The following is a 26168-nucleotide window of genomic DNA, read 5'->3' on the forward strand; positions in this document are numbered from 1 at the left end:
ATAAAAGCAGGTTGAAATATTTTTCGCAATCTGCATAATTGCGCACCTCTTTCTGCAGTGGAAGTGATGCGCCGCCGCCGAAGAATCTTGCCGTTGAACGGACGCGCCGACCCGAGCCCCCGAAAGCGTCTGTATCCGGCTGCCTTTGACTTGTCAAAGTACGCACTATTCAGTAAGATCCGCCGTCTAATTTACAGGGCGGCCCCTGAGGCTATAAAGAATGAAAACTTTTACTGCTAAACCGGAAACAGTAAAGCGCGACTGGTTTGTCGTCGACGCTGCTGGTCAGACCCTGGGTCGTCTGGCCACCGAAATCGCGAGCCGTCTGCGTGGCAAGCACAAGCCTGAGTACACTCCTCACGTTGACACCGGCGACTACATCGTCGTTATCAATGCCGAGCAGATTCGTGTGACCGGTGCTAAAACCACTGACAAAATGTACTACTCCCACTCCGGTTTCCCGGGCGGCATCAAGTCGATCAACTTTGAAAAGCTGATCGCCAAGGCCCCTGAGCGCGTGATCGAGACCGCGGTCAAAGGCATGCTGCCTAAGAACCCGCTGGGTCGCGACATGTACCGTAAGCTGAAAGTCTATGCGGGCGCTGCACACCCTCATACTGCTCAGCAGCCCCAAGAACTGAAGATTTAACGGAATAGTTCATTATGTCGGCGACTCAAAATTACGGCACTGGCCGTCGCAAGACCGCAACCGCACGCGTTTTCCTGCGTCCGGGCACTGGTAACATCTCCATCAACAACCGTTCGCTGGAAACCTTCTTCGGCCGCGAAACTGCCCGCATGGTAGTTCGTCAGCCGCTGGAGCTGACCGAGACTGTCGAGAAATTCGACATCTACGTCACCGTGATCGGCGGTGGTGTAAGTGGTCAAGCTGGCGCAATCCGCCACGGTATCACTCGCGCTCTGATGGACTACGACGAAACCCTGCGCGGCGCTCTGCGCAAAGCTGGCTTCGTTACTCGCGACGCCCGTGAAGTTGAACGTAAGAAAGTCGGTCTGCGTAAAGCGCGTAAGCGTCCGCAGTACTCGAAGCGTTAATTCGCTTTCACGTTCAAAAAGAACGCCCAGCCCCTCACGGAGCTGGGCGTTTTTTTATGTGTGCGATTTATCAAAGAATTGCTCTGTGACAACGTGCCACATCCGTAGAGCCCCTATACTGCAAGGCTTGGCACTGGAGCCCTTCGGTAATTACCTTGTCAGGATTGGGGCTTTTCATTACCATTCGGCAAAATTTTTATAAGTACATAGTTTTATTTAGTAGATGCCTGATTTAACAGGCCACAAAGCTGATGGGAGAGGACTGAATGAGCAATGACGGCGTGAATGCAGGCCGGCGTCGCTTCTTGGTAGCAGCCACATCCGTGGTGGGTGCTGCAGGAGCGGTGGGGGCTGCGGTCCCGTTCGTGGGGTCATGGTTTCCCAGTGCCAAGGCGAAAGCCGCAGGTGCACCGGTGAAAGTGAATGTCAGCAAAATCGAGCCAGGCCAGCAGATGGTTGCTGAGTGGCGCGGTCAGCCGGTGTTCATCGTCCGCCGTACCGAGGAAATCCTGGGGAATCTGAAAAAGATCGAGGGCCAGCTGTCTGACCCGACCTCCAAGAACTCTGTTCAACCGACATATGTCGATCCGGAAGTGCGTTCGATCAAGCCCGAGATTCTGCTGCTGATCGGCATCTGCACGCACCTGGGTTGCTCGCCAACCTTCCGCCCGGAAGTGGCGCCTGCGGATCTGGGCAAAGACTGGGTAGGGGGTTATTTCTGCCCTTGCCACGGCTCCCACTACGATTTGGCTGGCCGTGTCTACAAGTCGCAACCTGCGCCTTTGAACCTGCCGGTTCCCCCGCATTCCTATGAGTCCGACGAGATCATTGTCGTTGGCGTCGATACGGAGAAAGCGTGATGAGCAAGTTCATGGATTGGGTTGATGCGCGCTTTCCCGCGACCAAAATGTGGGAAGACCATCTCAGCAAGTACTACGCCCCGAAGAACTTCAACTTCTTCTACTTCTTTGGTTCCCTGGCACTGCTCGTTCTGGTCAACCAGATCGTTACCGGTGTGTGGCTGACCATGAGCTACACCCCTTCGGCGGAAGAGGCATTCGCTTCCGTCGAATACATCATGCGCGACGTCGAGTACGGCTCGATCCTGCGCCTGCTGCACTCCACCGGCGCTTCGGCGTTCTTCATCGTGGTTTACCTGCACATGTTCCGTGGCCTGCTCTACGGTTCGTACCAGAAGCCGCGTGAGCTGGTGTGGGTCTTCGGCATGCTGATCTACCTGGCGCTGATGGCGGAAGCCTTCATGGGCTACCTGCTGCCATGGGGCCAGATGTCCTACTGGGGTGCCCAGGTGATCATCTCGCTGTTCGGTGCGATTCCCGTCATCGGCGACGACCTGACCCAATGGATCCGTGGTGACTACCTGATTTCCGGTATCACACTGAACCGCTTCTTCGCCCTGCACGTGGTGGCCCTGCCGATCGTGATCCTCGGCCTGGTGGTGCTGCACATCCTGGCGCTGCACGAGGTCGGTTCGAACAACCCGGACGGCGTGGATATCAAGAAACACAAGGACGAAAACGGCGTACCGCTGGACGGCATTCCGTTCCACCCGTACTACACCGTGAAAGATATCGTCGGCGTGGTGGTGTTCCTGTTCGTCTTCTGCTCGATCGTGTTCTTCTTCCCTGAGATGGGTGGTTATTTCCTCGAGAAGCCGAACTTCGAAGTGGCGAACGCATTCAAGACCCCCGAGCACATTGCTCCGGTCTGGTACTTCACGCCGTTCTACGCGATCTTGCGCGCGGTTCCGGACAAGCTGCTGGGCGTCATCGCCATGGGCGCGGCCATCGCTGTGCTGTTCGTCCTGCCGTGGCTGGACCGTAGTCCGGTCAAGTCGATGCGCTACAAGGGCTGGCTGAGCAAGATCTGGCTCTGGGTGTTCTGCATTTCGTTCGTGATCCTGGGCGTTTTGGGTGTACTGGCGCCCACTCCGGGTCGTACGTTGCTGTCGCAGGTCTGCACCTTCCTGTACTTCGCCTACTTCATTTTGATGCCGTTCTACACCAGGCTCGAGAAGACCAAACCGGTTCCGGAAAGGGTGACTGGCTGATGAAAAAGCTATTTGCTGTACTGATTCTTGCTGCTTTGCCTGTCCTGTCCTTCGCGGCTGAACACGGTGGTCCTGAACTGGAAAAGATCGATATCGACGTTTCCGACAAGGCTGCCATGCAGGATGGCGCACGTACGTTCGCCAACTACTGCATGGGTTGCCACAGCGCCAAGTTCCAGCGCTATGAGCGTGTTGCCGACGATCTGGGCATTCCCCATGACCTGATGCTGTCGAACCTGGTGTTCACGGGCGCCAAGATCGGCGACCACATGAGCATCGGCATGCAGCCGGCCGACGCCAAGACCTGGTTCGGTGCCGCGCCTCCCGACCTGACCTTGGTGGCTCGCGTTCGTGGTACCGACTGGCTTTATGGCTACCTGAAGTCGTTCTACGAAGATCCGGCACGCCCTTGGGGTGTGAACAACAAGGTCTTCCCGAACGTGGGCATGCCGAACGTGCTGGTGGGCCTGCAAGGTCGCCAGGTCGTTGGTTGCAAACAGGTGCAGATCGTCGAAGACGGCAAGAAGCAATACGATCCGCTGACCGGTACCGCGCTGACTCATGAAGCGTGCGATCAGCTGACCATCGTGCCGAAAAGCGGTGCGCTGACCGAAGAGCAGTTCGATGAGAAGGTCAAGAATCTGGTAACCTTCCTCGCTTACTCGGCTAACCCGGTTAAGCTGCAACATCAGCGCATTGGTACGTATGTATTGCTGTACCTGGCGTTCTTCTTCGTATTCGCTTATCTGCTGAAGCGCGAATACTGGAAAGACGTGCACTGATAACGTTTCAAGCAATTGCTGTTAATCGCGCGCGCCCAAGGGCGCCTCTGAAAGTGTAACGAGCCTGGTCATCCAGGCGTTACGGGAGGCGCCCTCTGGGCGCGCTCGTTTTTCCGCTTCCAATAATTTCAACAAGCGAGGAGGACCGCCAATGGGCGTGACCAATCGGTTGGCCTGTTACTCCGACCCCGCCGACCACTATTCCCACCGAGTGCGCATCGTACTGGCAGAGAAGGGTGTCAGCGCCGAGATCATTTACGTGGAAGCTGGCCGCCAGCCGCCTAAACTGATTGAGGTGAACCCTTATGGAAGCCTGCCCACCCTGGTCGATCGCGACCTGGCATTGTGGGAGTCGACGGTGGTGATGGAATATCTGGATGAGCGTTACCCGCACCCGCCCTTGCTGCCGGTTTATCCTGTGGCGCGTGCCAACAGTCGTTTGCTGATTCATCGTATTCAGCGCGACTGGTGTGGCCTGGTGGATCTGATCCTGGATTCCAGGACCAAGGAGGCTGCCCGTGTCGTCGCTCGCAAGGAGCTGCGCGAGAGCCTGACCGGCGTGTCGCCGCTGTTCGCCGACAAGCCGTTTTTCCTCAGTGAGGAACAAAGTCTGGTGGATTGCTGCCTATTGCCAATACTCTGGCGCTTGCCGATTCTGGGTATCGAACTGCCGCGGCCAGCCAAGCCGCTGCTTGATTATATGGAGCGCTCGTTTGCGCGTGAGGCATTCCAGGCGAGTCTGTCTGGTGTCGAACGCGACATGCGCTAAGGCTTAAGGAGCCGCTATGAACTCCAGTCGACCTTATCTGGTCCGCGCGCTCTACGAGTGGATTGTGGACAACGACTGTACCCCGCACATGCTGGTCAACTCCGAGTATCCGTCGGTGCAGGTGCCACAAGGTTTCGCCAGTGATGGGCAGATTGTCCTGAACGTATCGCCGGCTGCCGTGCGTCATTTGCACATGGACAACGAAGCGGTCAGCTTCGAAGGGCGCTTCGGTGGTGTGCCGCACACCCTGTACGTGCCTATCGCCTCGATCCTGGGCATTTACGCCCGGGAGAACGGCCAGGGTATGGTGTTCGATCTGGAGTCGCCCATGGAGGACGACGATGAGAACGAGCCGGATGATGATTTGCCGCCACCACCGGACAGCGAGCCACCGCGCCCCAGCGGTCGACCCAGTCTGAAAGTGGTGAAATAAAAAAGGCGATCCGCGAGGATCGCCTTTTTCATTGCGCCGCTCCCGTGGGAGCGAGCCTGCTCGCGATGGCCGTCAACGACGAAGCGCGGTGCCTCGATACTCCGCGGCGCGCTCGGTTTTTTACAGGCCTGATCAGTCGATGTATTCGAACAGCTTCACAATCTTCTGCACGCCGGAAACGCCTTGTACCAGATTGGTCGCCTGGGTCGCTTCCTGGCGGGTCAGCAGGCCCAGCAGGTAGACGATGCCGTTTTCGGTCACCACCTTGATGCGCGAGCCCGGAATGTTCGGGTCGGTGAGCATCTGCGTCTTGATCTTGGAGGTCAGCCAGGTATCGTTCTGACGCGCCAGGAAACCGGACGGCGGCAGCACCTGCAGTTCGTTGTGGACCTTTTTCACTCGCTGAACAGCAGCGGCAGCCTGCTCGGCCTTGGCTTTCAGGTCTTCGCGCGGGGTTTGCCCGGCGAGCAGCACGATACCGTTGTAGCTGGTGACGACGATGTGCGATCCATTGTCCAGGACGGGATCGGCCTTGGCGACGTTCACGCCGACCTTGGTGTCGATCAGTGAGTCATCGATTTTGCTGCCGAGGGTGCGCGTGCCACGGTCATCTTCAATGGGGGCTTCCCGGCTGGCGTTAACCACCGAGGTGCAGCCGCTGATACCCAGGCACAGGGTCAAGGCCAGAAGGCCCAAGCGATTAGGGGTCATTCTTCACTCCCGAACAGTTGGCTGTCGATCAAATCGCAAAGGCAATGGATCGCCAGCAGGTGGACTTCCTGAATACGTGCGGTGACGTTGGCCGGTACGCGAATTTCGACGTCTTCGGGCAACAGCAGCGACGCCATGCCGCCGCCATCACGTCCCGTCAATGCTACGACAATCATTTCGCGATCATGTGCGGCCTGGATCGCTTGAATTATGTTGGCCGAGTTGCCGCTGGTGGAAATCGCCAGCAACACATCGCCCGGTTGGCCAAGGGCGCGGATCTGTTTGGAGAAAATTTCGTTGTAGCTGTAGTCGTTGGCGATCGAGGTGATCGTCGAGCTGTCGGTGGTCAGGGCGATGGCTGGCAAGCTCGGACGCTCGCGCTCAAAGCGGTTGAGCAGCTCGGACGAGAAGTGCTGGGCATCGCCGGCCGAGCCGCCGTTGCCGCAGGAAAGCATTTTGCCTTCGTTGAGCAGGGCGTTGACCATGACCTGGCTGGCTTGCTCGATGTGCGGTGCAAGTACGTCCATCGCCATTTGCTTGGTGTCGATACTGGCCTGGAAAAGCTGGCGAATTCGGGATTGCATGTCCATCTGTGTGACCTTAATGAGCGCGGCTACTGGGCACATGAATGTGCAGCCCGCAAAGCAAAGAGCAAAATTGTCGGGTGAAAGTGTCCGGGTCGGGACGCCGGTGATCAGCTGTCGAAGGCATTCTGCAACCAGTTCAACTGATCGTGATTGCTGTCGATGGCAACCACGTCGAAGCGGCAGGGGGAATTGGCCCAACGCGACTCGCGCTGAAGAAAATACTGCGCGGCAAGGATCAGTTTCTGCCGTTTGCGCTCATCGATGCTATCGAGCGCGCCACCCCATTGAGTGTTTTTTCTGTAGCGAACTTCAACAAATACTACTGTATCGCCCTCTAGCATGACCAGATCAAGCTCGCCGCGTTTGCACAACCAGTTCTGCGCCAGCAGGCGCAGACCCTGTCGTTGCAGATGCTCGAGCGCATGGCGCTCGGCATCCTTGCCGCTTTGCTGGCGTGATCCGTCAGGCATCAGCGCGGTGTGTTCGGCAGGCGTTGAACCTGGCCGTTGACGAACTCTGCCCAGGGCAGCTGGCGTACCACGCGCTGGTTCTGCGTCATGCTCAGGCTGCCGGATTGTCCCTCGATCTGGCTGTCCGGCAGCGCCTTGAGTTGCCCCAGGCGCGGTGCCAGGCGATAGGCGTCGGCGCCCATCGCATACAGGCGCCCCAGGCTGCCGGCGGCTTGTGGCCATTGCGCGGTCACCTGCTTGCGCAGCGGGTCGTTGGCGTCCAGCAGCCATGGGGTTTCGCAGAAGCGAATGCCGTTCATGTCGTTGTACTGGTTGACGTCGCCGCTGGCACTGAACACGTGGGAGGTGGCGTAGACCGGTACGTCACCCGCGTACTGGAAGTTCAGGGTCGGTTTGATCTGCTGGGCTTGCTGAGGCGTTGCGGCCAGGAAGATGAACTCGATGTCCTGGCGACGCGAAGGCTGTGCAGCCACTTGCGAGCCCACGGTGCTTTGCAGGCTCTTGGCACGGCCTTCACTCTGGCGCAGCTGGAACATGTCGGCAATTTGCTGGGCCAGTTGTACGGGCTGATCGACCCGTTCGGTGGCCACGATGCTGCCGCCGTTGGCTTGCCAGTCCTGGCTGAACGCTCTGAGGACGCGGTCGCCCCATTCGCCTTTGGGCACCATGATGGCGGCGCGATGCAGGCCGTCGGCCCGGGCGCGGCGCGACACTTCACGGGCTTCGTCTTCAGCGGCCAGGCCAAACTGGAACAGCTGCGCCGGGCCTTGGGTGCCTTCGCTGTAGTTCAGCGCCAGGGTGGTGATCGGCAGTTGTGGCCGAGCGCTCAGTTGTTTGACCAGCGGCTTTTCCAGCGGGCCGACCACCAGTTGCACGCCATCGGCCTGCGCCTTGCGGTAGAACTCGTCGAGCGACGTCAGACGCGAGCTGTCATAAAAGGCAATGGCAGGCGGCTTCTGGCCGGCTTGTTGGGCCTGGTAGTGAGCAGCCATGAATCCGTCGCGAAGCGCCTTGCCGACCGAGGCGAGCGGACCGTCCTGCGGCAGCAGCAGGGCGATCTTGCTCAGGGGCTGGCTGGCCAGTTCCTTGAGGTTGGTCAGCGGTTGCGGCAGTTGGATGGCGGCCGGGTGCTTGGGGTTCTGGGCGCGCCAGTTGTCGATGGCGGCCTGCTGCTGTTCCAGTGTGCCGGCGGTCTTCACCGCCAGCGCCAGACCCATCCAGCCACCGAGGTCGTCGCTGGTGCCGGGCTGCAATTGGTCGGTCGGCAGCGATGCGATCAGGGTCCAGATCGCTTCGTGATTTTTGCCAGCCGCTTCACCGCTCAGCATCGGCGCGATGAAGATGCGTTCGCGCGCGGCGGCGAGTGTCTGGCCGTCGGCCTCAAGGGCGCGGGCGCGTACGGTGCCGGTGCGAACCTGCTGCTCGACCGGCAGTTCGGCCAGTTGTTGCAGGCTTGGGTGGTTCAGGGCCGTCAGCGCGGCTTTCGGCTGATTGCGCGTCATGGCCAGTTCGGCTGCCAGGGTGTTGGCGAACACCTGCTGGCCCGGCTTGAGTTGCTCGACCGGCACCTGTTGCAGGATTTGCGCGGATTGGCCGGCATTGCCCTGGCGATAAGCCAGGTCGGCGGCACTCAAGCGATACAGCGCGGCTTGTTCCGGTGTTTTACTTTTGGCGGCCTGATCGAGCAGTTGCTCGATGCTGGCATCCGCGGTCCGTGGGATTTCGTCCAGGCTGGAGGACGGCGAGCTGGCGCAAGCCGCCAGCAGCGCAGCGAGGCAGAGGGCAGTGAACAGCCGCAGGCAAGCGATCATGTAGTGTTCCCGATACTCGATCAAATTAGCGTGGAATTGTACCCAAGCACTGGCCGGGGCGCGATGTTACTGGCGTGAATCGATCAATTTAGCTCATGCAGGGGCGGCAGGGCGGCGGCAGACACTGCAAAACCGCCGCCGCTTGCGCCTGTTGAAAGCGTCGCTACGCGTTACAATGGCGGCTTTTACCGATCATGAGGTGTGCGCTTTGACTGTCCCGGGTGCTTTGAATTCTGCTGCCGGCTCGCTTTATGTGGTGGCGACGCCCATCGGCAACCTGGACGACATCAGTGCGCGTGCGCTGAAAATCCTGCGCGAGGTGGCGTTGATCGCTGCCGAAGACACGCGTCATTCCCAGCGACTGATGCAGCATTTCGGCATTCCCACCCCGCTGGCTGCCTGCCACGAGCACAACGAACGCGATGAAGGAAACCGCTTTATTGCCCGTCTGCTGGCCGGTGATGACGTGGCGCTGATCTCCGACGCCGGAACGCCGCTGATTTCCGACCCTGGCTATCACCTGGTCCGCCAGGCCCGTGCGGCGGGGATCAAGGTGGTGCCGGTGCCAGGCGCCTGCGCGCTGATCGCAGCGTTGTCGGCGGCGGGCCTGCCGTCGGACCGTTTCATCTTCGAAGGCTTTCTGCCAGCCAAGGCCGTCGGCCGGCGTGCTCGCCTGGAGCAGGTCAGGGAAGAGCCGCGTACATTGATTTTTTACGAGGCGCCGCACCGTATCCTGGAATGCCTGCAGGACATGGAGCAGGTCTTTGGTGGGCAGCGCCCGGCGTTGCTGGCAAGGGAGCTGACCAAAACCTTTGAAACCCTCAAGGGGTTGCCGCTGGCCGAATTGCGCGAATTCGTCGAGTCGGACAGCAACCAGCAGCGTGGCGAATGCGTGGTGCTGGTCGCAGGCTGGACAGCCCCCGAGGCCGAGGACGCCGTAAGCAGCGAAGCCATGCGCGTTCTTGACCTGCTGCTCGAAGAAATGCCTCTCAAGCGCGCGGCGGCCCTGGCGGCGCAGATTACCGGTGAGCGCAAGAACGTCCTTTACCAGGCCGCACTGGATAAGCAGAAAGGCGAGTGAAACCCGACGTACAGGAGCGGCTGCAGGCGTTTAGCGCTTGTTCTTCGGGCGCTCTGCCGTTAACCTTCGCGGCGGAGAGTCGATCGGACAGTCGCTGCCCTCTATGAAAATTAGGGGGGGGAGGAAAGTCCGGGCTCCATAGGGCGAAGTGCCAGGTAATGCCTGGGAGGCGTGAGCCTACGGAAAGTGCCACAGAAAATAACCGCCTAAGCGCTTCGGCGCCGGTAAGGGTGAAAAGGTGCGGTAAGAGCGCACCGCACGTCTGGCAACAGTTCGTGGCTAGGTAAACCCCACTTGGAGCAAGACCAAATAGGGTCCCAAGGCGTGGCCCGCGCTGGGACCGGGTAGGTTGCTAAAGATGTCCAGTGATGGCCATCGTAGACGAATGACTGTTCAAGACAGAACCCGGCTTACAGATCGACTCTCCACCTTTCCCCTCCCTGTTTTGAAGTATTGGACAGGGCGCTGTAATGGCCATTTCCCTCCTTGTAAATGATTCGCAGAACCTCTCTCGTAATACCGAAAAAATCTTACTCTTAACAAATTACTTTAACTTTCGAATGCAGCGTTCTGTGCTGATTCAATTTATTACGTCGATTCCCCCTCCGGATTCTCGTTACCCCTCCTGATGTGCTCCTAAATCTCAGTTCTGTAAGGGTTTTCCTTTAATCCGCGCCTTGACGGTGCGGTGGCCGCATTCCTATAGTGTGCGCAAGTGGCGGAAAGTGGCATGAAGTGGGTTTTTTGAGCGTAAAACGCTAACATTTGGAGAAACGCTGACGTGTTTCGCGGAGCTAACGCTATCAGTCTCGATGCAAAGGGCCGTCTCGCCATGCCGAGCCGGTACCGTGACGAGCTCGTTTCGCGTAGTTCCGGGCAGTTGATCGTCACGATCGATGCCGTTGATCCGTGTTTATGTGTTTACCCCCTCGATGAGTGGGAAATTATTGAAACCAAACTGCGCGCACTGCCTTCGCTTCGCGAAGAGAACCGCCGCCTGCAACGTTTATTGATTGGTAATGCCGTCGACCTCGAGCTCGATGGCAGTGGTCGTTTTCTGGTGCCGCCGCGTCTTCGTGAATATGCCAAGTTGGATAAGCGCGCGATGTTGGTGGGCCAACTGAACAAGTTCCAATTGTGGGACGAGGATGCCTGGAATGCGGTTTCTGCCGCTGACCTGGCAGCTATTCAACAACCGGGCGCCATGCCCGATGAACTGCGTGATTTGATCCTGTGACTATTGATAGCGGCTTTAACCACATCACCGTACTGCTTGACGAGGCCGTCGAGGGGCTCGCCGTACGTGCTGATGGCTGCTATCTGGATGGTACGTTCGGGCGCGGCGGGCACAGTCGGTTGATCCTCAGCCAGCTCGGTCCCGATGGCCGGTTGCTCGGATTCGACAAGGATCCTCAAGCGATTGCCACAGGGCAGACGCTAGCGGCCGAAGACGGCCGCTTTGTCGTTGTGCAGCGCAGCTTTGCCGAGCTCGGTTCGGAAGTGGCCGAACGTGGTCTGACCGGCAAGGTCAGCGGTGTCCTGCTCGACCTGGGCGTGTCTTCGCCACAGCTCGATGACCCTGAGCGCGGCTTCAGCTTTCTCAACGACGGTCCGCTGGACATGCGCATGGACCCGTCACGTGGCATCAGCGCCGCCGAATTCGTCAACACCGCGCCCGTGGAGGAAATCGCCCGGGTGTTCAAGGAGTACGGCGAAGAACGTTTCTCCGGACGCATGGCCCGTGCCGTGGTCGAGCGTCGCGACATCAAGCCGTTCGAGCGTACCGGTGACCTGGCCGAAGTCCTGAAGGTGGCCAACCCTGCGTGGGAGAAAGGCAAGAATCCGGCGACCCGCGCCTTCCAGGGCCTGCGCATTCACGTCAATAACGAGCTGGGCGATCTGGAAGCCGGCCTCGACGCCGCGCTGGAGTGCCTGGAAATCGGTGGTCGGCTGGTGGTGATCAGTTTTCATTCGCTGGAAGACCGCATCGTCAAGCTGTTCATGCGCAAGCTGGTCAAGGGTGAAGCCGACAATCTGCCGCGCAACCTGCCGGTTCGTCACGTCGCTTTCGAACCGAAAATCAAAATCCATGGCAAAGCGCAGTCCGCCTCCGAGGCCGAACTCAAAGCCAACCCACGTGCTCGCAGCGCTGTCATGCGCGTCGCGGAGAAGCTGCGGTGAGCAAGCTTTTCGCCAAGCCACTGCCCGGCGGCAGCTTCTTCATGCTGCTGCTGTTTATCGGCGTGCTCGTGTCGGCCATCGGCGTGTCTTACAGCGCGCACTGGAATCGTCAGCTATTGAACACGCTGTACAACGAGCTGAGCGTTCGTGACAAGGCGCAGGCGGAGTGGGGCCGGTTGATTCTCGAGCAGAGCACCTGGACTGCCCACAGTCGTATCGAAGTCCTGGCCACCGAACAGCTGAAGATGCACATCCCTGGCGCAGCTGACGTGCAGATGGTGGCGCCATGATGAAGCTCGAAGGCGCACTCTTTCCATGGCGCTTCCGCCTGGTGCTGGGGCTGCTCGGCGTCATGGTGGCTGCGATCTGCTGGCGCATCATCGACCTGCAGGTGGTCGACCGTGCCTTCCTCAAGGGCCAGGGCGACGCGCGCAGTGTTCGTCACATTCCGATTCCGGCCCACCGTGGTCTGATCACCGACCGTAACGGCGAGCCTCTGGCCGTCAGTACGCCGGTCACCACCCTGTGGGCCAACGCCAAGGAAATGCAGCTGGCCAAAGAGAAATGGCCGGCACTGGCGGCTGCGCTGGGGCAGGATCCGAAAGCCCTGGCTGAACGTCTCGAGGCGCAGGCCAACAAGGAATTCATTTACCTGGTGCGCGGGTTGACCCCCGAGCAGGGCCAGTCGGTGCTCGATCTGAAAGTCCCGGGCGTTTACGGCATCGAGGAGTTCCGCCGCTTCTACCCGGCGGGTGAAGTGACTGCGCACATGGTCGGCTTTACCGACATCGATGATCATGGTCGCGAAGGGGTCGAACTGGCCTACGATGAATGGCTGGCCGGCGTGCCCGGCAAGCGACAGGTCATCAAGGACCGGCGCGGGCGACTTATCAAGGATGTTCAGGTGACAAAAAACGCCAAGGCCGGCAAGCCCTTGGCGTTGTCGATTGACCTGCGCCTGCAATACCTGGCCAACCGCGAGCTGCGCAACGCGATCATCGAGAACGGCGCCAAGGCTGGCAGCCTGGTGATCATGGACGTGAAGACCGGCGAGATCCTCGCCATGGTCAACCAGCCGACCTACAACCCGAACAACCGCCGCAACCTGCAGCCGGCCATGATGCGCAACCGCGCAATGATCGACGTGTTCGAGCCGGGCTCGACCATGAAAGCGATCTCCATGAGCGCCGCCATCGAAACCGGACGCTGGAAGCCGAGCGACAGCGTCGAGGTGTACCCGGGCACATTGCAGATCGGTAAATACACCATCAAGGACGTTTCCAAGACCGAAGGTCCGGTGCTGGACATGACCGGCATCCTGATCAACTCCAGTAACGTCGGCATGAGCAAGGTCGCGTTCGATATCGGTGGTGAAACCATTTTCCGCCTGGCGCAGAAGCTCGGCCTCGGCCAGGACACAGGCCTCGGTTTCCCGGGCGAGCGCGTGGGCAACCTGCCGAACTACCGCGAATGGCGCAAGGCTGAAACGGCCACGCTGTCCTACGGCTACGGTATTTCCGTGACCGCGATCCAGCTGGTTCATGCCTTCTCGGCCCTGGCCAACAACGGTCGCCTCGCACCGCTGACCCTGATCAAGACCGACAAGGCGCCGCAGACCACGCAGGTGCTGCCGGAAAACGTTGCGAAGACCATGCAGACCATGCTGCAACAAGTGATCGAAGCCCCGCGCGGTGTGTTCCGCGCGCAAGTGCCGGCGTATCACGTGGGCGGCAAATCCGGTACTGCGCGCAAGACGTCGGTCGGTACCAAAGGCTATGCCGAAAACTCCTACCGCTCGCTGTTCGCCGGTTTCGGTCCGATGAACGACCCGCGCTACGCCATCGTGGTGGTGATCGATGAGCCGACCAAGGCCGGTTACTTCGGTGGCCTGGTGTCGGCGCCGGTGTTCAGCAAAGTGATGTCCGGGACCTTGCGCCTGATGAACATCACGCCGGACAACCTGCCGCCGGTCCAACAGGCCAATGCGGCCCCGGCCGTTCCACCGAAAGCCAATGGAGGGCGCGGCTGATGTCCCTGAGCCTGAACAAGATTTTTGCCCACGCCGGCCGCGATCTGTTGATCCGTGAGTTGACGATCGACAGTCGCAACGTGCGGGCCGGCGACCTGTTCCTGGCCGTGCCGGGCGGGCGCTTCGATGGTCGCGCGCACATCGGCGACGCCCTGCAGCGTGGCGCGGCGGCGGTGGCTTATGAAGTCGAAGGCGCGACCGTGTTGCCGATCACCGATGTGCCGTTGATTCCGGTCAAGGGATTGGCGGCGCAGCTGTCGGACATCGCCGGGCGTTTTTACGGCGACCCGAGCCGCCACCTGAACCTGGTGGGCGTGACCGGCACCAATGGCAAGACCAGCGTGACCCAACTGGTGGCCCAGGCCCTGGATCTGCTCGGCCAGCATTGCGGCATCGTCGGTACGCTGGGCACCGGTTTTTACGGCGCGCTGGAAAGCGGCCTGCACACCACGCCGAACCCGATTGCCGTCCAGGCGACCCTGGCTGACCTGAAAAAAGCAGGCGCCAAGGCCGTGGCCATGGAAGTGTCGTCCCACGGCCTGGACCAGGGGCGTGTGACCGCGTTGGCGTTCGACGTGGCGGTGATGACCAACCTGTCCCGCGACCACCTGGATTACCACGGCACCATGCAGGCCTACGGCGAAGCCAAGGCCAGGCTGTTTGCCTGGAATGACCTGAAGTGCCGCGTGGTCAACCTCGACGACGAATTCGGTCGGCAACTGGCGGGTGAAAAACGCGAGTCGCGCCTGATCACCTACAGCTTGCTGGATCGCAGCGCCTACCTGTTCTGCCGTGATGCGCAATTTGACGACGAAGGCGTGCGCGCCACGCTGGTCACGCCGCAGGGCGAGCATCATCTGCGCAGCACCTTGCTCGGTCGCTTCAACCTGAGCAACGTGCTGGCCGCGATCGGCGCCTTGCTCGGTCTCGACTACGCACTGGATGAAATCCTCAAGGTCCTGCCGAAGCTCGAAGGCCCGGCAGGACGCATGCAGCGCCTGGGGGGCGGTACTCAGCCGCTGGTGGTGGTCGATTACGCCCACACCCCGGATGCCCTGGAAAAAGTACTGACAGCCCTGCGCCCGCACGCCAAGGGGCGGCTGCTGTGCCTGTTCGGTTGTGGCGGCGATCGCGATCGCGGCAAGCGCCCGTTGATGGCCGAGGTGGTCGAGCGTCTGGCTGACGGCGTGCTGGTCACCGATGACAATCCGCGCACCGAAGACCCGGCAGTGATCTTCGATGACATTCGTGCCGGCTTCGCCCATGCGGACAACGTGACTTTCGTCGCCGGTCGTGGCCTGGCGATTGCCCAATTGATCGCGGGCGCTTCGGCGGATGACGTGATCGTCCTGGCCGGCAAGGGCCACGAGGATTATCAGGAAATCAACGGCCAGCGCCACGACTTCTCGGATCTGGTCGAGGCTGACCGTGCCTTGACCGCGTGGGAGGTGGCCCATGCTTGAGGCCCTGAAACTGAGTGAACTGACCGTTGCATTGAATGGCCGTCTGCTCAGCGCCGATGCCAGTTTCAATGGCGTCAGCATCGACAGCCGCGCCATCAAGCCGGGCCAATTGTTCATCGCACTGGCTGGCCCGCGTTTCGATGGTCATGACTATTTGAACGACGTCGCGGCCAAAGGCGCCGTGGCGGCGCTGGTCGAGCGCGAAGTCGCTGACAGCAGCCTGCCGCAATTGCGGGTGGCTGATACCCGTCAGGCGCTGGGGCAACTGGGGGCGCTGAACCGTGCGGCGTTTACCCACCCGGTCGCCGCCGTTACCGGCTCCAGCGGCAAGACCACGGTCAAGGAAATGCTCGCGAGCATCCTGCGCACGCGCGGTCCGGTCCTGGCCACCCGTGGCAACCTGAATAACGACCTCGGCGTGCCGCTGACGCTGCTGGAACTGGCACCTGAGCATACGGCTGCGGTGATTGAACTGGGGGCCTCGCGCCTTGGCGAAATTGCCTACACCGTGGCCATGACCAAGCCTCATGTCGCCATCCTCAATAACGCCGGGACCGCCCACGTGGGTGAGTTCGGCGGCCCGGAGAAAATCGTCGAAGCCAAGGGCGAGATCATCGAAGGGCTGGCGGCCGACGGCGTTGCCGTCCTCAATCTGGACGACAAGGCCTTCGGGATCTGGAAGACCCGTGCCGCCGGTCGCAAGGTACTGACCTTCGCCCTGGACAACGCCGACGCCGATTTCCATGCCAGCGACCTGGGCCGCGATGCGCGCGGTTGCCCGTCGTTCAAGCTGCACACGCCCATGGGTGTGGAGCACGTTCAACTGAACCTGCTCGGCACCCATAACGTGGCCAATGCCATGGCGGCGGCCGCCGCTGCGCACGCCCTGGGCGTGTCGTTGTTCGGCATCGCCACCGGCCTTGGTGCGGTGCAGCCGGTCAAGGGCCGCACCGTCGCGCAATTGGCCAGCAATGGCATGCGCGTGATCGATGACACCTACAACGCGAACCCCACCTCCATGTGTGCCGCCGTTGATATACTCGCCGGCTTTTCCGGGCGCACCGTTCTGGTGCTCGGCGATATTGGCGAGCTGGGCGACTGGGCGGAGCAGGGGCACCGCGACGTGGGCGCCTATGCCCGAGGCAAGGTTTGTGCGCTGTATGCCGTGGGGCCGCTGATGGCTCACGCCGTGAAGGCGTTCGGCGAACAGGCTTATCACTTCGCCACCCAGGCTGAACTGATCAAGGCCCTCGGCGCCGAGCAAGACACCAACACCACCATTTTGATCAAGGGCTCGCGCAGCGCTGCGATGGAAAACATCGTCGCGGCTTTGTGTGATTCCAGTCTGGAGAAGCATTAATGCTGCTGCTGCTAGCGGAGTATCTGCAACAGTTCTACAAAGGCTTCGCGGTCTTCCAGTACCTGACCCTGCGCGGGATTCTCGGTGTGCTGACCGCGCTGGTCCTGTCGCTGTGCTACGGCCCGTGGATGATCCGTACCCTGCAGAACCGTCAGATCGGCCAGTCCGTGCGTAATGACGGTCCGCAGTCGCACCTCTCCAAATCCGGTACGCCGACCATGGGTGGCGCGCTGATCCTGTCGTCCATCGGCGTCAGCACCCTGTTGTGGGCCGACCTGAGCAACCGTTACGTCTGGGTGGTGTTGCTGGTGACGTTGCTGTTCGGTGCCATCGGCTGGGTCGATGACTATCGCAAGGTGATCGAGAAGAACTCCAAGGGCCTGCCGAGCCGCTGGAAGTATTTCTGGCAGTCGGTGTTTGGCCTGGCGGCGGCGATCTTCCTCTACAAGACTGCCGCGACTCCGGTCGAGACCACCCTGATCCTGCCGATGCTCAAGGACTACAGCATTGCGCTGGGGGCCGGGTTCATCGTCCTGACCTACTTCGTGATCGTCGGCTCGAGCAATGCGGTCAACCTGACCGATGGCCTCGACGGCCTGGCAATCATGCCGACCGTGATGGTCGGCGGTGGCCTGGGGATCTTCTGCTACCTGTCGGGTAACGTGAAGTTCGCCGAGTACCTGCTGATCCCCTACGTGCCGGGCGCGGGCGAGCTGATCGTATTCTGTGGCGCCCTGATTGGCGCGGGCCTCGGGTTCCTCTGGTTCAACACCTATCCAGCCCAGGTCTTCATGGGTGACGTCGGCGCACTGGCGCTGGGCGCCGCCCTGGGCACTATCGCGGTGATCGTCCGCCAGGAAATCGTCCTGTTCATCATGGGCGGCGTGTTCGTGATGGAAACCCTGTCGGTGGTCATCCAGGTGACCTCCTTCAAGCTGACCGGGCGTCGCGTGTTCCGCATGGCGCCGATTCACCACCACTTTGAACTCAAGGGCTGGCCCGAGCCGCGTGTGATCGTCCGTTTCTGGATCATCACCGTGATTCTCGTGCTGATTGGCCTTGCCACCCTGAAGCTGAGGTAGAACGAGTGTCCCTGATCGCTTCTGACCACTTCCGCATCGTTGTCGGCCTCGGCAAGAGCGGCATGTCCCTGGTTCGCTTCCTGGCGAACCGGGGCACGTCGTTTGCCGTCGCCGATACGCGGGAAAATCCACCGGAACTGGCCACGCTCAAGCGTGACTATCCGCACGTGGAAGTGCGTTGTGGCGAGCTGGACGTCGAATTCCTGTGCCGTGCCGACGAGCTCTACGTGAGTCCCGGCCTGGCGCTGGCGACCCCGGCCCTGCAGGCCGCTGCCGCCCGTGGCGTGAAGTTGTCCGGCGACATCGAGTTGTTCGCGCGTAACGCGAAGGCGCCGATCGTGGCCATCAGCGGCTCCAATGCGAAAAGCACCGTGACCACCCTGGTCGGCGAGATGGCCGCTGCCGCAGGCAAGCGTGTCGCCGTCGGCGGCAACCTGGGCACCCCGGCGCTGGACCTGCTGAACGATGACATCGAGCTGTACGTGATGGAGCTGTCGAGTTTCCAGCTGGAAACCACCGACCAGCTCAACGCCGAAGTGGCGACGGTGCTCAACATCAGCGAAGACCACATGGACCGCTACAGCGGTCTGCCGGCCTATCACCTGGCCAAGCACCGGATTTTCCGTGGCGCCCGGCAGTTTGTGGTCAACCGCCAGGACGCCTTGAGCCGTCCGTTGATGGGTGAAGGCCAGCCGTGCTGGACCTTCGGGTTGGGCAAACCCGATTTCAAGGCTTTCGGTATCCGCGAAGAGAACGGCGAGAAATACCTGGCCTTCGAATTCCAGAACCTGATGCCAGTGCGCGAATTGAAGATTCGCGGTGCCCACAACCAGTCCAACGCTCTGGCAGCCCTGGCCCTGGGGCATGCGGTCGGGCTGCCATTCGACGCCATGCTCTCGAGCCTGCGCACCTTCGCCGGCCTCGAGCATCGTTGCCAGTGGGTGCGTGACCTGGACGGCGTGAGCTACTACAACGATTCCAAGGCCACCAACGTGGGTGCCGCACTGGCGGCCATCGAGGGCCTGGGTGCAGACATCGACGGCAAGCTGGTATTGATCGCCGGTGGCGACGGCAAGGGGGCCGAGTTCAAGGACCTGCGCGATCCGGTGGCCGCCAACTGCCGCGCCGTCATCTTGATGGGCCGCGACAGCGACAAGATTGGCGCGGCCATCGGCGAGGCGGTGCAGCAGATTCGGGTCGACTCGCTGCTCGAAGCCGTGGCGCAGTGCCGCGCCGTGGCGCAACCGGGCGACGCCGTGTTGCTGTCGCCGGCCTGCGCCAGTTTCGACATGTTCAAGCATTACGAAGACCGTGGTCACCAGTTCGTCCAAGCCGTGGAGGATCTGGCATGAGTCTGCTGAACATCATCAAGCCGTACCCTTCGCCGATCATCACCGGACGCGGTATCGACCTCGACTTTCCGATGCTCGCCGGTTGCCTGGCGTTGCTTGGCCTCGGACTGGTCATGATTGCCTCGGCCTCGACCGAAGTGGCGGCGGTGCAATCGGGCAGCGCCCTGTACTACATGATCCGCCACCTGATTTACGTGGCGCTGGGCCTGGGTGCCTGCGTGGTCACCATGATGATTCCGATCGCCACCTGGCAACGCTTGGGCTGGATGATGCTCATTGGTGCCTTCGGTTTGCTGGTGATGGTGATCATCCCGGGGATCGGCCGTGAAGTGAACGGCTCGATGCGCTGGATCGGCTTCAGCTTTTTCAACGTGCAGCCTTCCGAGATCGCCAAGGTGTTCGTGGTGATCTACCTCGCCGGTTATCTGGTACGTCGCCAGAAAGAAGTGCGCGAGAGCTGGATGGGCTTCTTCAAGCCGTTCATCGTGCTGCTGCCGATGGCCGGCCTGCTGCTGATGGAGCCGGACTTCGGCGCCACCGTCGTGATGATGGGGGCGGCGGCGGCAATGTTGTTCCTCGGTGGCGTCGGGCTGTTCCGTTTCTCGCTGATGGTGGTCCTGGCCGTCGCGGCGGTGGTGTTGCTGATCCAGGTGCAGCCTTATCGAATGGCGCGCCTGACCAACTTTGCCGACCCGTGGGCCGACCAGTTCGGTGCCGGCTATCAATTGTCCCAGGCCTTGATCGCGTTTGGTCGCGGCGAGTGGCTGGGGGTTGGCCTGGGCAACAGCGTGCAGAAACAGTTCTACCTGCCGGAAGCGCATACCGACTTCGTGTTCTCGGTCCTGGCCGAAGAGCTGGGCGCCGTCGGCTCCCTGTGCACCGTGGCGCTGTTCGTGTTCGTCTGTGTCCGCGGCATGTACATCGGCTACTGGGCCGAGAAGGCCAAGCAGTTCTTCGCCGCCTACATCGCTTATGGCCTGTCGTTCCTGTGGATTGGTCAGTTCCTGATCAACATCGGGGTGAACGTCGGCCTGCTGCCGACCAAGGGCCTGACCTTGCCGTTCCTCAGTTATGGCGGCAGTTCGCTGGTGATCTGCTGCGCCTGTCTCGGCTTGTTGCTGCGCATCGAGTGGGAGAGTCGAACCCATCTGGGCAGCGAAGAGATGGAGTTCCATGAGAGCGACTTCGCCGAGGAGCCGAGCCATGGGCGCTAACGTGCTGATCATGGCGGGCGGCACCGGTGGCCATGTGTTCCCGGCGCTGGCCTGTGCCCGTGAGTTCCAGGTGCGGGGCTACACCGTGCATTGGCTCGGGACACCGCGCGGCATCGAAAACGATCTGGTGCCGATGGCCGGCATCGAACTGCATCGCATCAATGCCAGCGGCCTGCGCGGCAAGGGCAAGTTGTCCCTGCTCAAGGCGCCGTTGATGTTGCTCAAGTCGATCTGGCAGGCGCGCACGATCATTCGCCAGTTGCGACCGGTGTGCGTGGTCGGCTTTGGCGGTTATGTGACCGGTCCCGGTGGTGTCGCGGCCAAACTGGCCGGTGTGCCGGTGATCGTTCACGAACAGAACGCCGTGGCCGGTACCGCCAATCGGTTGCTGGTGCCGTTGGCCGCCCGAGTCTGTGAAGCGTTCCCCGACACCTTTACCCTGTCGGACAGCCGACGGACCACCGGTAATCCGGTGCGCCCGGAGCTGTTCCTCGATACACCGCGACCTGCCCTGGCAGGTCGCAAGGCGCGTTTGCTGATCCTGGGCGGAAGCCTGGGCGCAGAGCCGTTGAACAAGTTGCTGCCTGAAGCCCTGGCGCAAGTCGCTCCCGACCTGCGCCCGGACGTGTTCCATCAGGCCGGCAAAAACCACGATGAAGTGACTGCAGAGCGCTATCGCGCGGCTGGCGTCGAGGCGCAAGTGCAGCCTTTCATCAAAGACATGGCCCAAGCCTATGGCTGGGCCGACCTGGTGGTGTGCCGCGCAGGCGCATTGACCATCAGTGAACTGGCCGCCGCCGGTCTGCCCTCGATGCTGGTGCCCTTGCCCCACGCGATCGACGATCACCAGACCCGCAACGCCGATTATTTGGCCCGTGAAGGCGCTGCCTTCCTGATGCCGCAAAGAACGACTGGCGCAGCGGATCTTGCCGCACGCCTGACAGAGGTTTTGATGCAGCCACAACGACTCACCGACATGGCGACTGCAGCACGTCGCCTGGCCAAACCCGATGCCACGCGTAATGTGGTCGATACCTGCCTGGAGGTGGCCCATGGTTGAAAATCAGAAAGCCATGCCGCAACCGGAGATGCGCCGCATCCGTCGTATCCACTTCGTCGGGATCGGCGGCGTGGGCATGTGCGGTATCGCCGAAGTGTTGCTGAACCTGGGCTATCAAGTGTCCGGTTCCGACCTGAAAGCTTCGCCGGTGACCGAGCGCCTGGAATCCTTCGGCGCCCAGATCTACATCGGCCACCGCGCCGAAAACGCTGCCGCCGCTGACGTGCTGGTGGTCTCGAGTGCCGTGAACACCTCCAACCCGGAAGTCGCCACCGCACTGGAGCGGCGCATTCCCGTGGTGCCGCGTGCCGAAATGCTGGCCGAGCTGATGCGTTATCGCCACGGCATCGCCGTCGCCGGTACCCACGGCAAAACCACCACCACCAGCCTGATCGCCTCGGTGTTTGCCGCCGGTGGCCTGGACCCGACCTTCGTCATCGGTGGCCGCCTGAACGCTGCGGGCACCAACGCCCAGCTGGGCACCAGCCGCTACCTGATCGCCGAGGCCGATGAAAGCGATGCCAGTTTCCTGCACCTGCAGCCGCTGGTGGCCGTGGTCACCAACATCGACGCCGACCACATGGCGACCTACGACGGCGACTTCAACAAACTGAAGAAAACCTTCGTCGAATTCCTGCACAACCTGCCGTTCTACGGTCTGGCCGTGGTGTGCCTGGACGATCCCGTGGTGCGTGAAATCCTGCCGCAGGTCAAGCGTCCGGCAGTGACCTACGGCTTCGGCGATGACTGCGACGTGCGTGCGATCAATGTGCGCCAGCAGGGCATGCAGACCTTCTTCACCGTACTGCGCCCGGATCGCGAGCCGTTGGACGTCTCGGTGAACATGCCGGGCAACCACAACGTGCTGAACGCACTGGCGACCATTTGCATCGCCACCGACGAAGGCGTCAGCGATGAAGCCATCGTCCAGGGCCTGTCCGGGTTCCAGGGTGTCGGTCGCCGCTTCCAGGTCTACGGCGAACTGCCGGTCGAAGGCGGCAACGTGATGCTGGTCGACGATTACGGTCACCACCCGACCGAAGTTGCGGCGGTGATCAAGGCCGTTCGCGGTGGCTGGCCGGAGCGCCGACTGGTGATGGTCTACCAGCCACACCGCTACAGCCGTACGCGCGACCTGTACGACGATTTCGTCAATGTCCTGGCCGACGCCAACGTGCTGCTGCTGATGGAAGTGTACCCGGCGGGCGAAGAACCGATCCCGGGGGCTGACAGTCGCAAGCTGTGCAACAGCATCCGGCAACGTGGCCAGCTCGATCCGATCTACATCGAGCGCGGTGTCGACCTTGCGCCAGTGGTCAAGCCGCTGTTGCGGGCCGGCGACATCCTGCTGTGCCAGGGGGCCGGTGATGTGGGGGGGCTTGCCCCCAGCTTGTTGAAGAGTCCGTTGTTCACCGGTGCCGTGGCGGCATCGGTCGAGGGGAAGTTGAAATGACTGCTGCCTACGCCAACCTCATCTCCACGATCGCGCCGAAGGATTTCGGCCGCGTCGCCGTGCTGTACGGCGGCAAGAGTGCCGAGCGTGAGGTGTCCCTGAAGTCGGGCAATGCCGTTCTCCAGGCGCTGCAAAGCGCGGGCGTGGATGCGTTCGGCCTCGACGTCGGTGACGATCTTTTGCAGCGTCTGCAGAGCGAAAAAATCGACCGCGCCTTCATCATCCTCCACGGTCGTGGCGGTGAAGACGGCAGCATGCAGGGCCTGCTGGAATGCCTGGGCATTCCGTACACCGGCAGTGGCATCCTCGCGTCGGCCCTGGCCATGGACAAGCTGCGCACCAAGCAGGTCTGGCACAGCCTCGGCATTCCGACGCCGCGCCACGCCGTACTGCGTTGCGAGGCCGATTGTATTTCGGCAGCGACGGAACTGGGCTTTCCTTTGATCGTCAAACCGGCTCATGAAGGTTCAAGTATCGGTATGGCCAAAGTGAGTTCCGCGTCCGAATTGATCGACGCCTGGAAAGCGGCCAGTACCTACGATTCGCAAGTGTTGGTCGAGCAATGGATTCAAGGTCCGGAGTTCACCATCGCCACGCTGCGTGACCAGGTGTTGCCACCGATTGCCCTGGGGACGACGCACAGTTTCTACGACTACGACGCCAAGTACATCGCCAACGATACCCAGTATCGGATTCCGTGCGGGCTGGACAGCACCAAGGAAAAGGAACTGATGGACCTCACGGCGAAAGCCTGTGAGGCGCTGGGTATCGCCGGTTGGGGCAGGGCAGACGTGATGCAGGATGCGGACGGCCAGTTCTGGTTCCTTGAAGTCAACACCGCACCGGGCATGACCGATCACAGCCTGGTACCGATGGCGGCCCGTGCCGCCGGCCTGGATTTCCAGCAACTGGTTCTGACCATCCTGGCGGCAAGCATTGCCAGCAACGAAGAGCCGCGAGGGTAAGACCATGCGAGGCGCTCAGCTCAGACATCAGCCCCCACCCGCACCCGGCCGCAAGCCGGTGCCACGGGGTGCCAGCCGAATGGTGGCCAAGGAGCCGATGTCCGCGCGCCTGCCGAAAGCCAATTTCGGCTTTCTCAAGGCCCTGTTCTGGCCGGTGCTGCTGGTGGGGCTGGGCTTCGGTACTTATGAAGGTGCGCAGCGTCTGTTGCCGTACGCCGACCGGCCGATCACCAAGGTCGCGGTGCAGGGCGACCTGAGTTACATCAGCCAGCAAGCGGTGCAGCAGCGGATCGCCCCCTACGTGGCCTCGAGCTTCTTCACCATCGACCTGGCCAGCATGCGCACCGAGCTGGAACAGATGCCCTGGATCGCCCACGCCGAGGTGCGTCGGGTGTGGCCGGATCAAGTGGTGATTCGCCTGGAGGAGCAATTGCCGGTGGCCCGTTGGGGCGATGAATCGCTGTTGAACAACCAGGGACAGGCGTTCACCCCGCGTGAACTGGCGAACTACGAACACCTGCCACAGCTGTTCGGCCCACAGCGGGCCCAGCAGCAAGTGATGCAGCAATACCAGGTGCTGAGCCAGATGCTCAGGCCGCTGGGCTTCTCGATTGCACGCCTGGAATTGCGTGAACGGGGCAGCTGGTTCCTGACCACCGGTGCCGGCAGTTCGGGCCCGGGGATCGAACTGCTGCTGGGCCGTGGCAACCAGGTGGAAAAGATGCGCCGCTTCATTGCCATCTACGACAAGACGCTTAAAGAACAGATTACGAACATCGCGAGTATCGATCTGCGCTACGCCAACGGCCTTGCCGTCGGCTGGCGGGAACCGGTAGCGCCTACGACAGCCGAACCCGCTGTCGCGAAGAATTAAGAGAGGCAGGACCCATGGCAAACGTGCAAAGCGGCAAAATGATCGTCGGTCTCGATATCGGCACCTCCAAGGTGGTGGCGCTGGTCGGTGAGGTCGCGGACGACGGCACGCTGGAAATCGTCGGGATCGGCACTCATCCGTCCCGCGGCCTGAAGAAAGGCGTGGTGGTGAACATCGAGTCCACCGTGCAGTCGATCCAGCGCGCCATCGAAGAAGCGCAGCTGATGGCCGGTTGCCGGATCCATTCGGCGTTCGTTGGCGTGGCGGGCAACCACATCCGCAGCCTGAACTCCCATGGCATCGTTGCCATTCGTGATCGCGAAGTCAGCTCCGCCGACCTCGAGCGCGTGCTCGACGCCGCCCAGGCCGTGGCGATTCCGGCGGACCAGCGCGTGCTGCACACGCTGCCGCAGGATTACGTGATCGATAACCAGGAAGGCGTCCGCGAGCCCCTGGGCATGTCCGGCGTGCGCCTGGAAGCCAAGGTCCACGTGGTCACCTGCGCGGTCAACGCGGCACAGAACATTGAAAAATGCGTGCGTCGCTGCGGCCTGGAAATCGACGACATCATTCTCGAGCAACTGGCGTCCGCGTACTCGGTACTGACCGACGACGAGAAAGAACTGGGCGTGTGCCTGGTGGACATCGGCGGCGGCACCACCGACATCGCGATCTTCACCGAAGGCGCGATCCGCCATACCGCAGTGATCCCGATTGCCGGCGATCAGGTGACCAACGACATCGCGATGGCGTTGCGCACCCCGACCCAGTACGCCGAAGAAATCAAGATCCGCTATGCCTGCGCCCTGGCCAAGCTGGCCGGCGCCGGTGAAACCATCAAGGTGCCAAGCGTGGGCGACCGCCCGCCGCGCGAGCTGTCCCGCCAGGCCCTGGCCGAAGTGGTCGAGCCGCGTTACGACGAGCTGTTCACGCTGATCCAGGCCGAGCTGCGTCGCAGCGGCTACGAAGACCTGATCCCGGCCGGCATCGTGCTGACCGGCGGCACCTCGAAAATGGAAGGCGCCACCGAGCTGGCCGAGGAAATCTTCCACATGCCGGTGCGCCTGGGCGTGCCCCATGGCGTGAAAGGCCTGGATGACGTGGTGCGCAACCCGATCTATTCCACGGGCGTCGGCCTGTTGATGTACGGCCTGCAGAAGCAGTCCGACGGGATTTCGTTCTCGGGCATCGGCAGCCGCGACAGCTACAGCAACGAAGAGCCCAAGGGTGCCCTGCTCGATCGCATCAAGAGCTGGGTACAAGGCAACTTTTAAAGGCGCCTCAGGCCACCGGCCTGAAGCGGCATGAGCAAGCAGCAACAGCGTCACGCAGTAAAAGCAGTAGGCGAGAAAAACTAGAGAACG

General features: G+C 61.5%; 26 protein-coding genes and 1 other RNA gene. 23 read left to right on the forward strand and 4 right to left on the reverse strand.

Translation table 11 applies throughout. The features are described from left to right. Window positions 1–220 precede the first annotated feature (220 nt). From rplM to ACM6IM_RS24025, 7 genes are all read left to right on the forward strand, one after another. Window positions 221–649 (forward strand): 50S ribosomal protein L13, encoded by a 429-nt coding sequence (gene rplM, locus ACM6IM_RS23995; RefSeq protein ID WP_003228062.1) that lies wholly within the window; start codon window positions 221–223, stop codon window positions 647–649. Window positions 650–663: 14 nt separating this feature from the next. Beyond that, window positions 664–1056, forward strand: coding sequence for a 30S ribosomal protein S9 (gene rpsI / locus ACM6IM_RS24000; protein ID WP_192305081.1), 393 nt, complete (start codon window positions 664–666; stop codon window positions 1054–1056). Window positions 1057–1322: 266 nt separating this feature from the next. Continuing rightward, window positions 1323–1916, forward strand: coding sequence for a ubiquinol-cytochrome c reductase iron-sulfur subunit (petA, locus tag ACM6IM_RS24005; RefSeq protein WP_368555251.1), 594 nt, complete (start codon window positions 1323–1325; stop codon window positions 1914–1916). Then, window positions 1916–3127, forward strand: a complete 1212-nt coding sequence (locus ACM6IM_RS24010; RefSeq protein ID WP_192305083.1) for a cytochrome b — start codon at window positions 1916–1918, stop codon at window positions 3125–3127. The genes petA and ACM6IM_RS24010 overlap by 1 nt, the downstream gene beginning before the upstream one ends. Further along, window positions 3127–3909 (forward strand): cytochrome c1, encoded by a 783-nt coding sequence (locus tag ACM6IM_RS24015; protein WP_192305085.1) that lies wholly within the window; start codon window positions 3127–3129, stop codon window positions 3907–3909. Before ACM6IM_RS24010 ends, ACM6IM_RS24015 begins: the two co-directional genes overlap by 1 nt. 151 nt (window positions 3910–4060) lie before the next feature. Beyond that, complete coding sequence (locus ACM6IM_RS24020) at window positions 4061–4678, forward strand: glutathione S-transferase N-terminal domain-containing protein (protein ID WP_007905304.1); 618 nt, start codon at window positions 4061–4063, stop codon at window positions 4676–4678. 16 nt (window positions 4679–4694) lie between these two features. Next, window positions 4695–5111: a ClpXP protease specificity-enhancing factor gene (locus ACM6IM_RS24025; RefSeq protein WP_414866498.1), complete on the forward strand. Its 417-nt coding sequence runs from the start codon at window positions 4695–4697 to the stop codon at window positions 5109–5111. A gap of 132 nt (window positions 5112–5243) precedes the next feature. Here the strand turns inward: ACM6IM_RS24025 and ACM6IM_RS24030 are convergent, their stop codons facing one another. The 4 genes from ACM6IM_RS24030 to ACM6IM_RS24045 form a co-directional block, all read right to left on the reverse strand. Continuing rightward, a complete protein-coding gene (locus ACM6IM_RS24030) occupies window positions 5244–5822 on the reverse strand; it encodes a BON domain-containing protein (protein ID WP_192305089.1) in 579 nt (192 codons plus the stop codon). Further along, window positions 5819–6412: a phosphoheptose isomerase gene (locus ACM6IM_RS24035; protein ID WP_008025961.1), complete on the reverse strand. Its 594-nt coding sequence runs from the start codon at window positions 6410–6412 to the stop codon at window positions 5819–5821. The genes ACM6IM_RS24030 and ACM6IM_RS24035 overlap by 4 nt, the downstream gene beginning before the upstream one ends. 104 nt (window positions 6413–6516) lie before the next feature. Further along, a complete protein-coding gene (locus ACM6IM_RS24040) occupies window positions 6517–6879 on the reverse strand; it encodes a YraN family protein (protein WP_192305091.1) in 363 nt (120 codons plus the stop codon). Beyond that, window positions 6879–8690: a penicillin-binding protein activator gene (locus tag ACM6IM_RS24045; protein WP_414866499.1), complete on the reverse strand. Its 1812-nt coding sequence runs from the start codon at window positions 8688–8690 to the stop codon at window positions 6879–6881. Before ACM6IM_RS24045 ends, ACM6IM_RS24040 begins: the two co-directional genes overlap by 1 nt. A 175-nt stretch (window positions 8691–8865) precedes the next feature. Between ACM6IM_RS24045 and rsmI the strand changes: the two genes are divergently transcribed. The 16 genes from rsmI to ftsA all read left to right on the forward strand — a co-directional run bounded on the left by rsmI (window position 8866) and on the right by ftsA (window position 26078). Next, a complete protein-coding gene (rsmI, locus tag ACM6IM_RS24050) occupies window positions 8866–9771 on the forward strand; it encodes a 16S rRNA (cytidine(1402)-2'-O)-methyltransferase (protein ID WP_201194263.1) in 906 nt (301 codons plus the stop codon). Between the two features lie 75 nt (window positions 9772–9846). Then, an RNA gene (gene rnpB, locus ACM6IM_RS24055) (RNase P RNA component class A) lies at window positions 9847–10200 on the forward strand. A gap of 352 nt (window positions 10201–10552) precedes the next feature. Further along, the gene (gene mraZ, locus ACM6IM_RS24060; protein WP_003205355.1) at window positions 10553–11008 is read left to right on the forward strand and encodes a division/cell wall cluster transcriptional repressor MraZ; all 456 of its coding nucleotides are present in this window, start codon (window positions 10553–10555) and stop codon (window positions 11006–11008) included. Beyond that, a complete protein-coding gene (rsmH, locus tag ACM6IM_RS24065; protein ID WP_412548002.1) occupies window positions 11005–11952 on the forward strand; it encodes a 16S rRNA (cytosine(1402)-N(4))-methyltransferase RsmH in 948 nt (315 codons plus the stop codon). Before mraZ ends, rsmH begins: the two co-directional genes overlap by 4 nt. Continuing rightward, window positions 11949–12242, forward strand: coding sequence for a cell division protein FtsL (gene ftsL, locus ACM6IM_RS24070; protein WP_192305097.1), 294 nt, complete (start codon window positions 11949–11951; stop codon window positions 12240–12242). The genes rsmH and ftsL overlap by 4 nt, the downstream gene beginning before the upstream one ends. Continuing rightward, the gene (locus ACM6IM_RS24075; RefSeq protein WP_192306385.1) at window positions 12242–13981 is read left to right on the forward strand and encodes a peptidoglycan D,D-transpeptidase FtsI family protein; all 1740 of its coding nucleotides are present in this window, start codon (window positions 12242–12244) and stop codon (window positions 13979–13981) included. The genes ftsL and ACM6IM_RS24075 overlap by 1 nt, the downstream gene beginning before the upstream one ends. Then, entirely contained in the window at window positions 13981–15444 is a 1464-nt protein-coding gene (locus ACM6IM_RS24080) for a UDP-N-acetylmuramoyl-L-alanyl-D-glutamate--2,6-diaminopimelate ligase (RefSeq protein ID WP_192305099.1), read from the forward strand. Before ACM6IM_RS24075 ends, ACM6IM_RS24080 begins: the two co-directional genes overlap by 1 nt. After that, window positions 15437–16804 (forward strand): UDP-N-acetylmuramoyl-tripeptide--D-alanyl-D-alanine ligase, encoded by a 1368-nt coding sequence (locus ACM6IM_RS24085; protein ID WP_414866500.1) that lies wholly within the window; start codon window positions 15437–15439, stop codon window positions 16802–16804. The genes ACM6IM_RS24080 and ACM6IM_RS24085 overlap by 8 nt, the downstream gene beginning before the upstream one ends. Then, window positions 16804–17886, forward strand: a complete 1083-nt coding sequence (mraY, locus tag ACM6IM_RS24090) for a phospho-N-acetylmuramoyl-pentapeptide-transferase (RefSeq protein ID WP_414866501.1) — start codon at window positions 16804–16806, stop codon at window positions 17884–17886. The genes ACM6IM_RS24085 and mraY overlap by 1 nt, the downstream gene beginning before the upstream one ends. A gap of 5 nt (window positions 17887–17891) precedes the next feature. Then, window positions 17892–19238 (forward strand): UDP-N-acetylmuramoyl-L-alanine--D-glutamate ligase, encoded by a 1347-nt coding sequence (murD, locus tag ACM6IM_RS24095; protein WP_201194253.1) that lies wholly within the window; start codon window positions 17892–17894, stop codon window positions 19236–19238. Then, window positions 19235–20452, forward strand: coding sequence for a putative lipid II flippase FtsW (ftsW, locus tag ACM6IM_RS24100; protein WP_412548003.1), 1218 nt, complete (start codon window positions 19235–19237; stop codon window positions 20450–20452). Before murD ends, ftsW begins: the two co-directional genes overlap by 4 nt. Then, window positions 20442–21512, forward strand: a complete 1071-nt coding sequence (gene murG / locus ACM6IM_RS24105; protein WP_201194251.1) for an undecaprenyldiphospho-muramoylpentapeptide beta-N-acetylglucosaminyltransferase — start codon at window positions 20442–20444, stop codon at window positions 21510–21512. Before ftsW ends, murG begins: the two co-directional genes overlap by 11 nt. Further along, window positions 21505–22965 carry a UDP-N-acetylmuramate--L-alanine ligase gene (gene murC / locus ACM6IM_RS24110; protein ID WP_192305109.1) on the forward strand — a complete coding sequence of 487 codons (1461 nt, stop codon included), beginning with the start codon at window positions 21505–21507 and terminating at the stop codon, window positions 22963–22965. Before murG ends, murC begins: the two co-directional genes overlap by 8 nt. Then, on the forward strand, window positions 22962–23930 hold the full coding sequence (locus ACM6IM_RS24115; protein WP_201194249.1) for a D-alanine--D-alanine ligase: 969 nt from the start codon (window positions 22962–22964) through the stop codon (window positions 23928–23930). Before murC ends, ACM6IM_RS24115 begins: the two co-directional genes overlap by 4 nt. 4 nt (window positions 23931–23934) lie before the next feature. Next, window positions 23935–24804 carry a cell division protein FtsQ/DivIB gene (locus tag ACM6IM_RS24120; protein ID WP_192305113.1) on the forward strand — a complete coding sequence of 290 codons (870 nt, stop codon included), beginning with the start codon at window positions 23935–23937 and terminating at the stop codon, window positions 24802–24804. Window positions 24805–24818: 14 nt separating this feature from the next. After that, window positions 24819–26078: a cell division protein FtsA gene (gene ftsA, locus ACM6IM_RS24125; protein WP_047532946.1), complete on the forward strand. Its 1260-nt coding sequence runs from the start codon at window positions 24819–24821 to the stop codon at window positions 26076–26078. The last annotated feature ends 90 nt before the right edge of the window (window positions 26079–26168 follow it).

The sequence above is a fragment of the Pseudomonas sp. IT-P12 genome, assembly GCF_949767465.1.
GTDB lineage: Bacteria > Pseudomonadota > Gammaproteobacteria > Pseudomonadales > Pseudomonadaceae > Aquipseudomonas.

Coding starts and splice junctions, on each gene's coding strand:
- rplM (WP_003228062.1), top strand. CDS start 221: ATGAAAACTTTTACTGCTAAACCGGAAACAGTAAAGCGCGACTGGTTT.
- rpsI (WP_192305081.1), top strand. CDS start 664: ATGTCGGCGACTCAAAATTACGGCACTGGCCGTCGCAAGACCGCAACC.
- petA (WP_368555251.1), top strand. CDS start 1,323: ATGAGCAATGACGGCGTGAATGCAGGCCGGCGTCGCTTCTTGGTAGCA.
- ACM6IM_RS24010 (WP_192305083.1), top strand. CDS start 1,916: ATGAGCAAGTTCATGGATTGGGTTGATGCGCGCTTTCCCGCGACCAAA.
- ACM6IM_RS24015 (WP_192305085.1), top strand. CDS start 3,127: ATGAAAAAGCTATTTGCTGTACTGATTCTTGCTGCTTTGCCTGTCCTG.
- ACM6IM_RS24020 (WP_007905304.1), top strand. CDS start 4,061: ATGGGCGTGACCAATCGGTTGGCCTGTTACTCCGACCCCGCCGACCAC.
- ACM6IM_RS24025 (WP_414866498.1), top strand. CDS start 4,695: ATGAACTCCAGTCGACCTTATCTGGTCCGCGCGCTCTACGAGTGGATT.
- ACM6IM_RS24030 (WP_192305089.1), bottom strand. CDS start 5,822: ATGACCCCTAATCGCTTGGGCCTTCTGGCCTTGACCCTGTGCCTGGGT.
- ACM6IM_RS24035 (WP_008025961.1), bottom strand. CDS start 6,412: ATGGACATGCAATCCCGAATTCGCCAGCTTTTCCAGGCCAGTATCGAC.
- ACM6IM_RS24040 (WP_192305091.1), bottom strand. CDS start 6,879: ATGCCTGACGGATCACGCCAGCAAAGCGGCAAGGATGCCGAGCGCCAT.
- ACM6IM_RS24045 (WP_414866499.1), bottom strand. CDS start 8,690: ATGATCGCTTGCCTGCGGCTGTTCACTGCCCTCTGCCTCGCTGCGCTG.
- rsmI (WP_201194263.1), top strand. CDS start 8,866: ATGGCGGCTTTTACCGATCATGAGGTGTGCGCTTTGACTGTCCCGGGT.
- ACM6IM_RS24075 (WP_192306385.1), top strand. CDS start 12,242: ATGAAGCTCGAAGGCGCACTCTTTCCATGGCGCTTCCGCCTGGTGCTG.
- ACM6IM_RS24080 (WP_192305099.1), top strand. CDS start 13,981: ATGTCCCTGAGCCTGAACAAGATTTTTGCCCACGCCGGCCGCGATCTG.
- ACM6IM_RS24085 (WP_414866500.1), top strand. CDS start 15,437: ATGCTTGAGGCCCTGAAACTGAGTGAACTGACCGTTGCATTGAATGGC.
- mraY (WP_414866501.1), top strand. CDS start 16,804: ATGCTGCTGCTGCTAGCGGAGTATCTGCAACAGTTCTACAAAGGCTTC.
- ftsW (WP_412548003.1), top strand. CDS start 19,235: ATGAGTCTGCTGAACATCATCAAGCCGTACCCTTCGCCGATCATCACC.
- murG (WP_201194251.1), top strand. CDS start 20,442: ATGGGCGCTAACGTGCTGATCATGGCGGGCGGCACCGGTGGCCATGTG.
- murC (WP_192305109.1), top strand. CDS start 21,505: ATGGTTGAAAATCAGAAAGCCATGCCGCAACCGGAGATGCGCCGCATC.
- ACM6IM_RS24115 (WP_201194249.1), top strand. CDS start 22,962: ATGACTGCTGCCTACGCCAACCTCATCTCCACGATCGCGCCGAAGGAT.
- ACM6IM_RS24120 (WP_192305113.1), top strand. CDS start 23,935: ATGCGAGGCGCTCAGCTCAGACATCAGCCCCCACCCGCACCCGGCCGC.
- ftsA (WP_047532946.1), top strand. CDS start 24,819: ATGGCAAACGTGCAAAGCGGCAAAATGATCGTCGGTCTCGATATCGGC.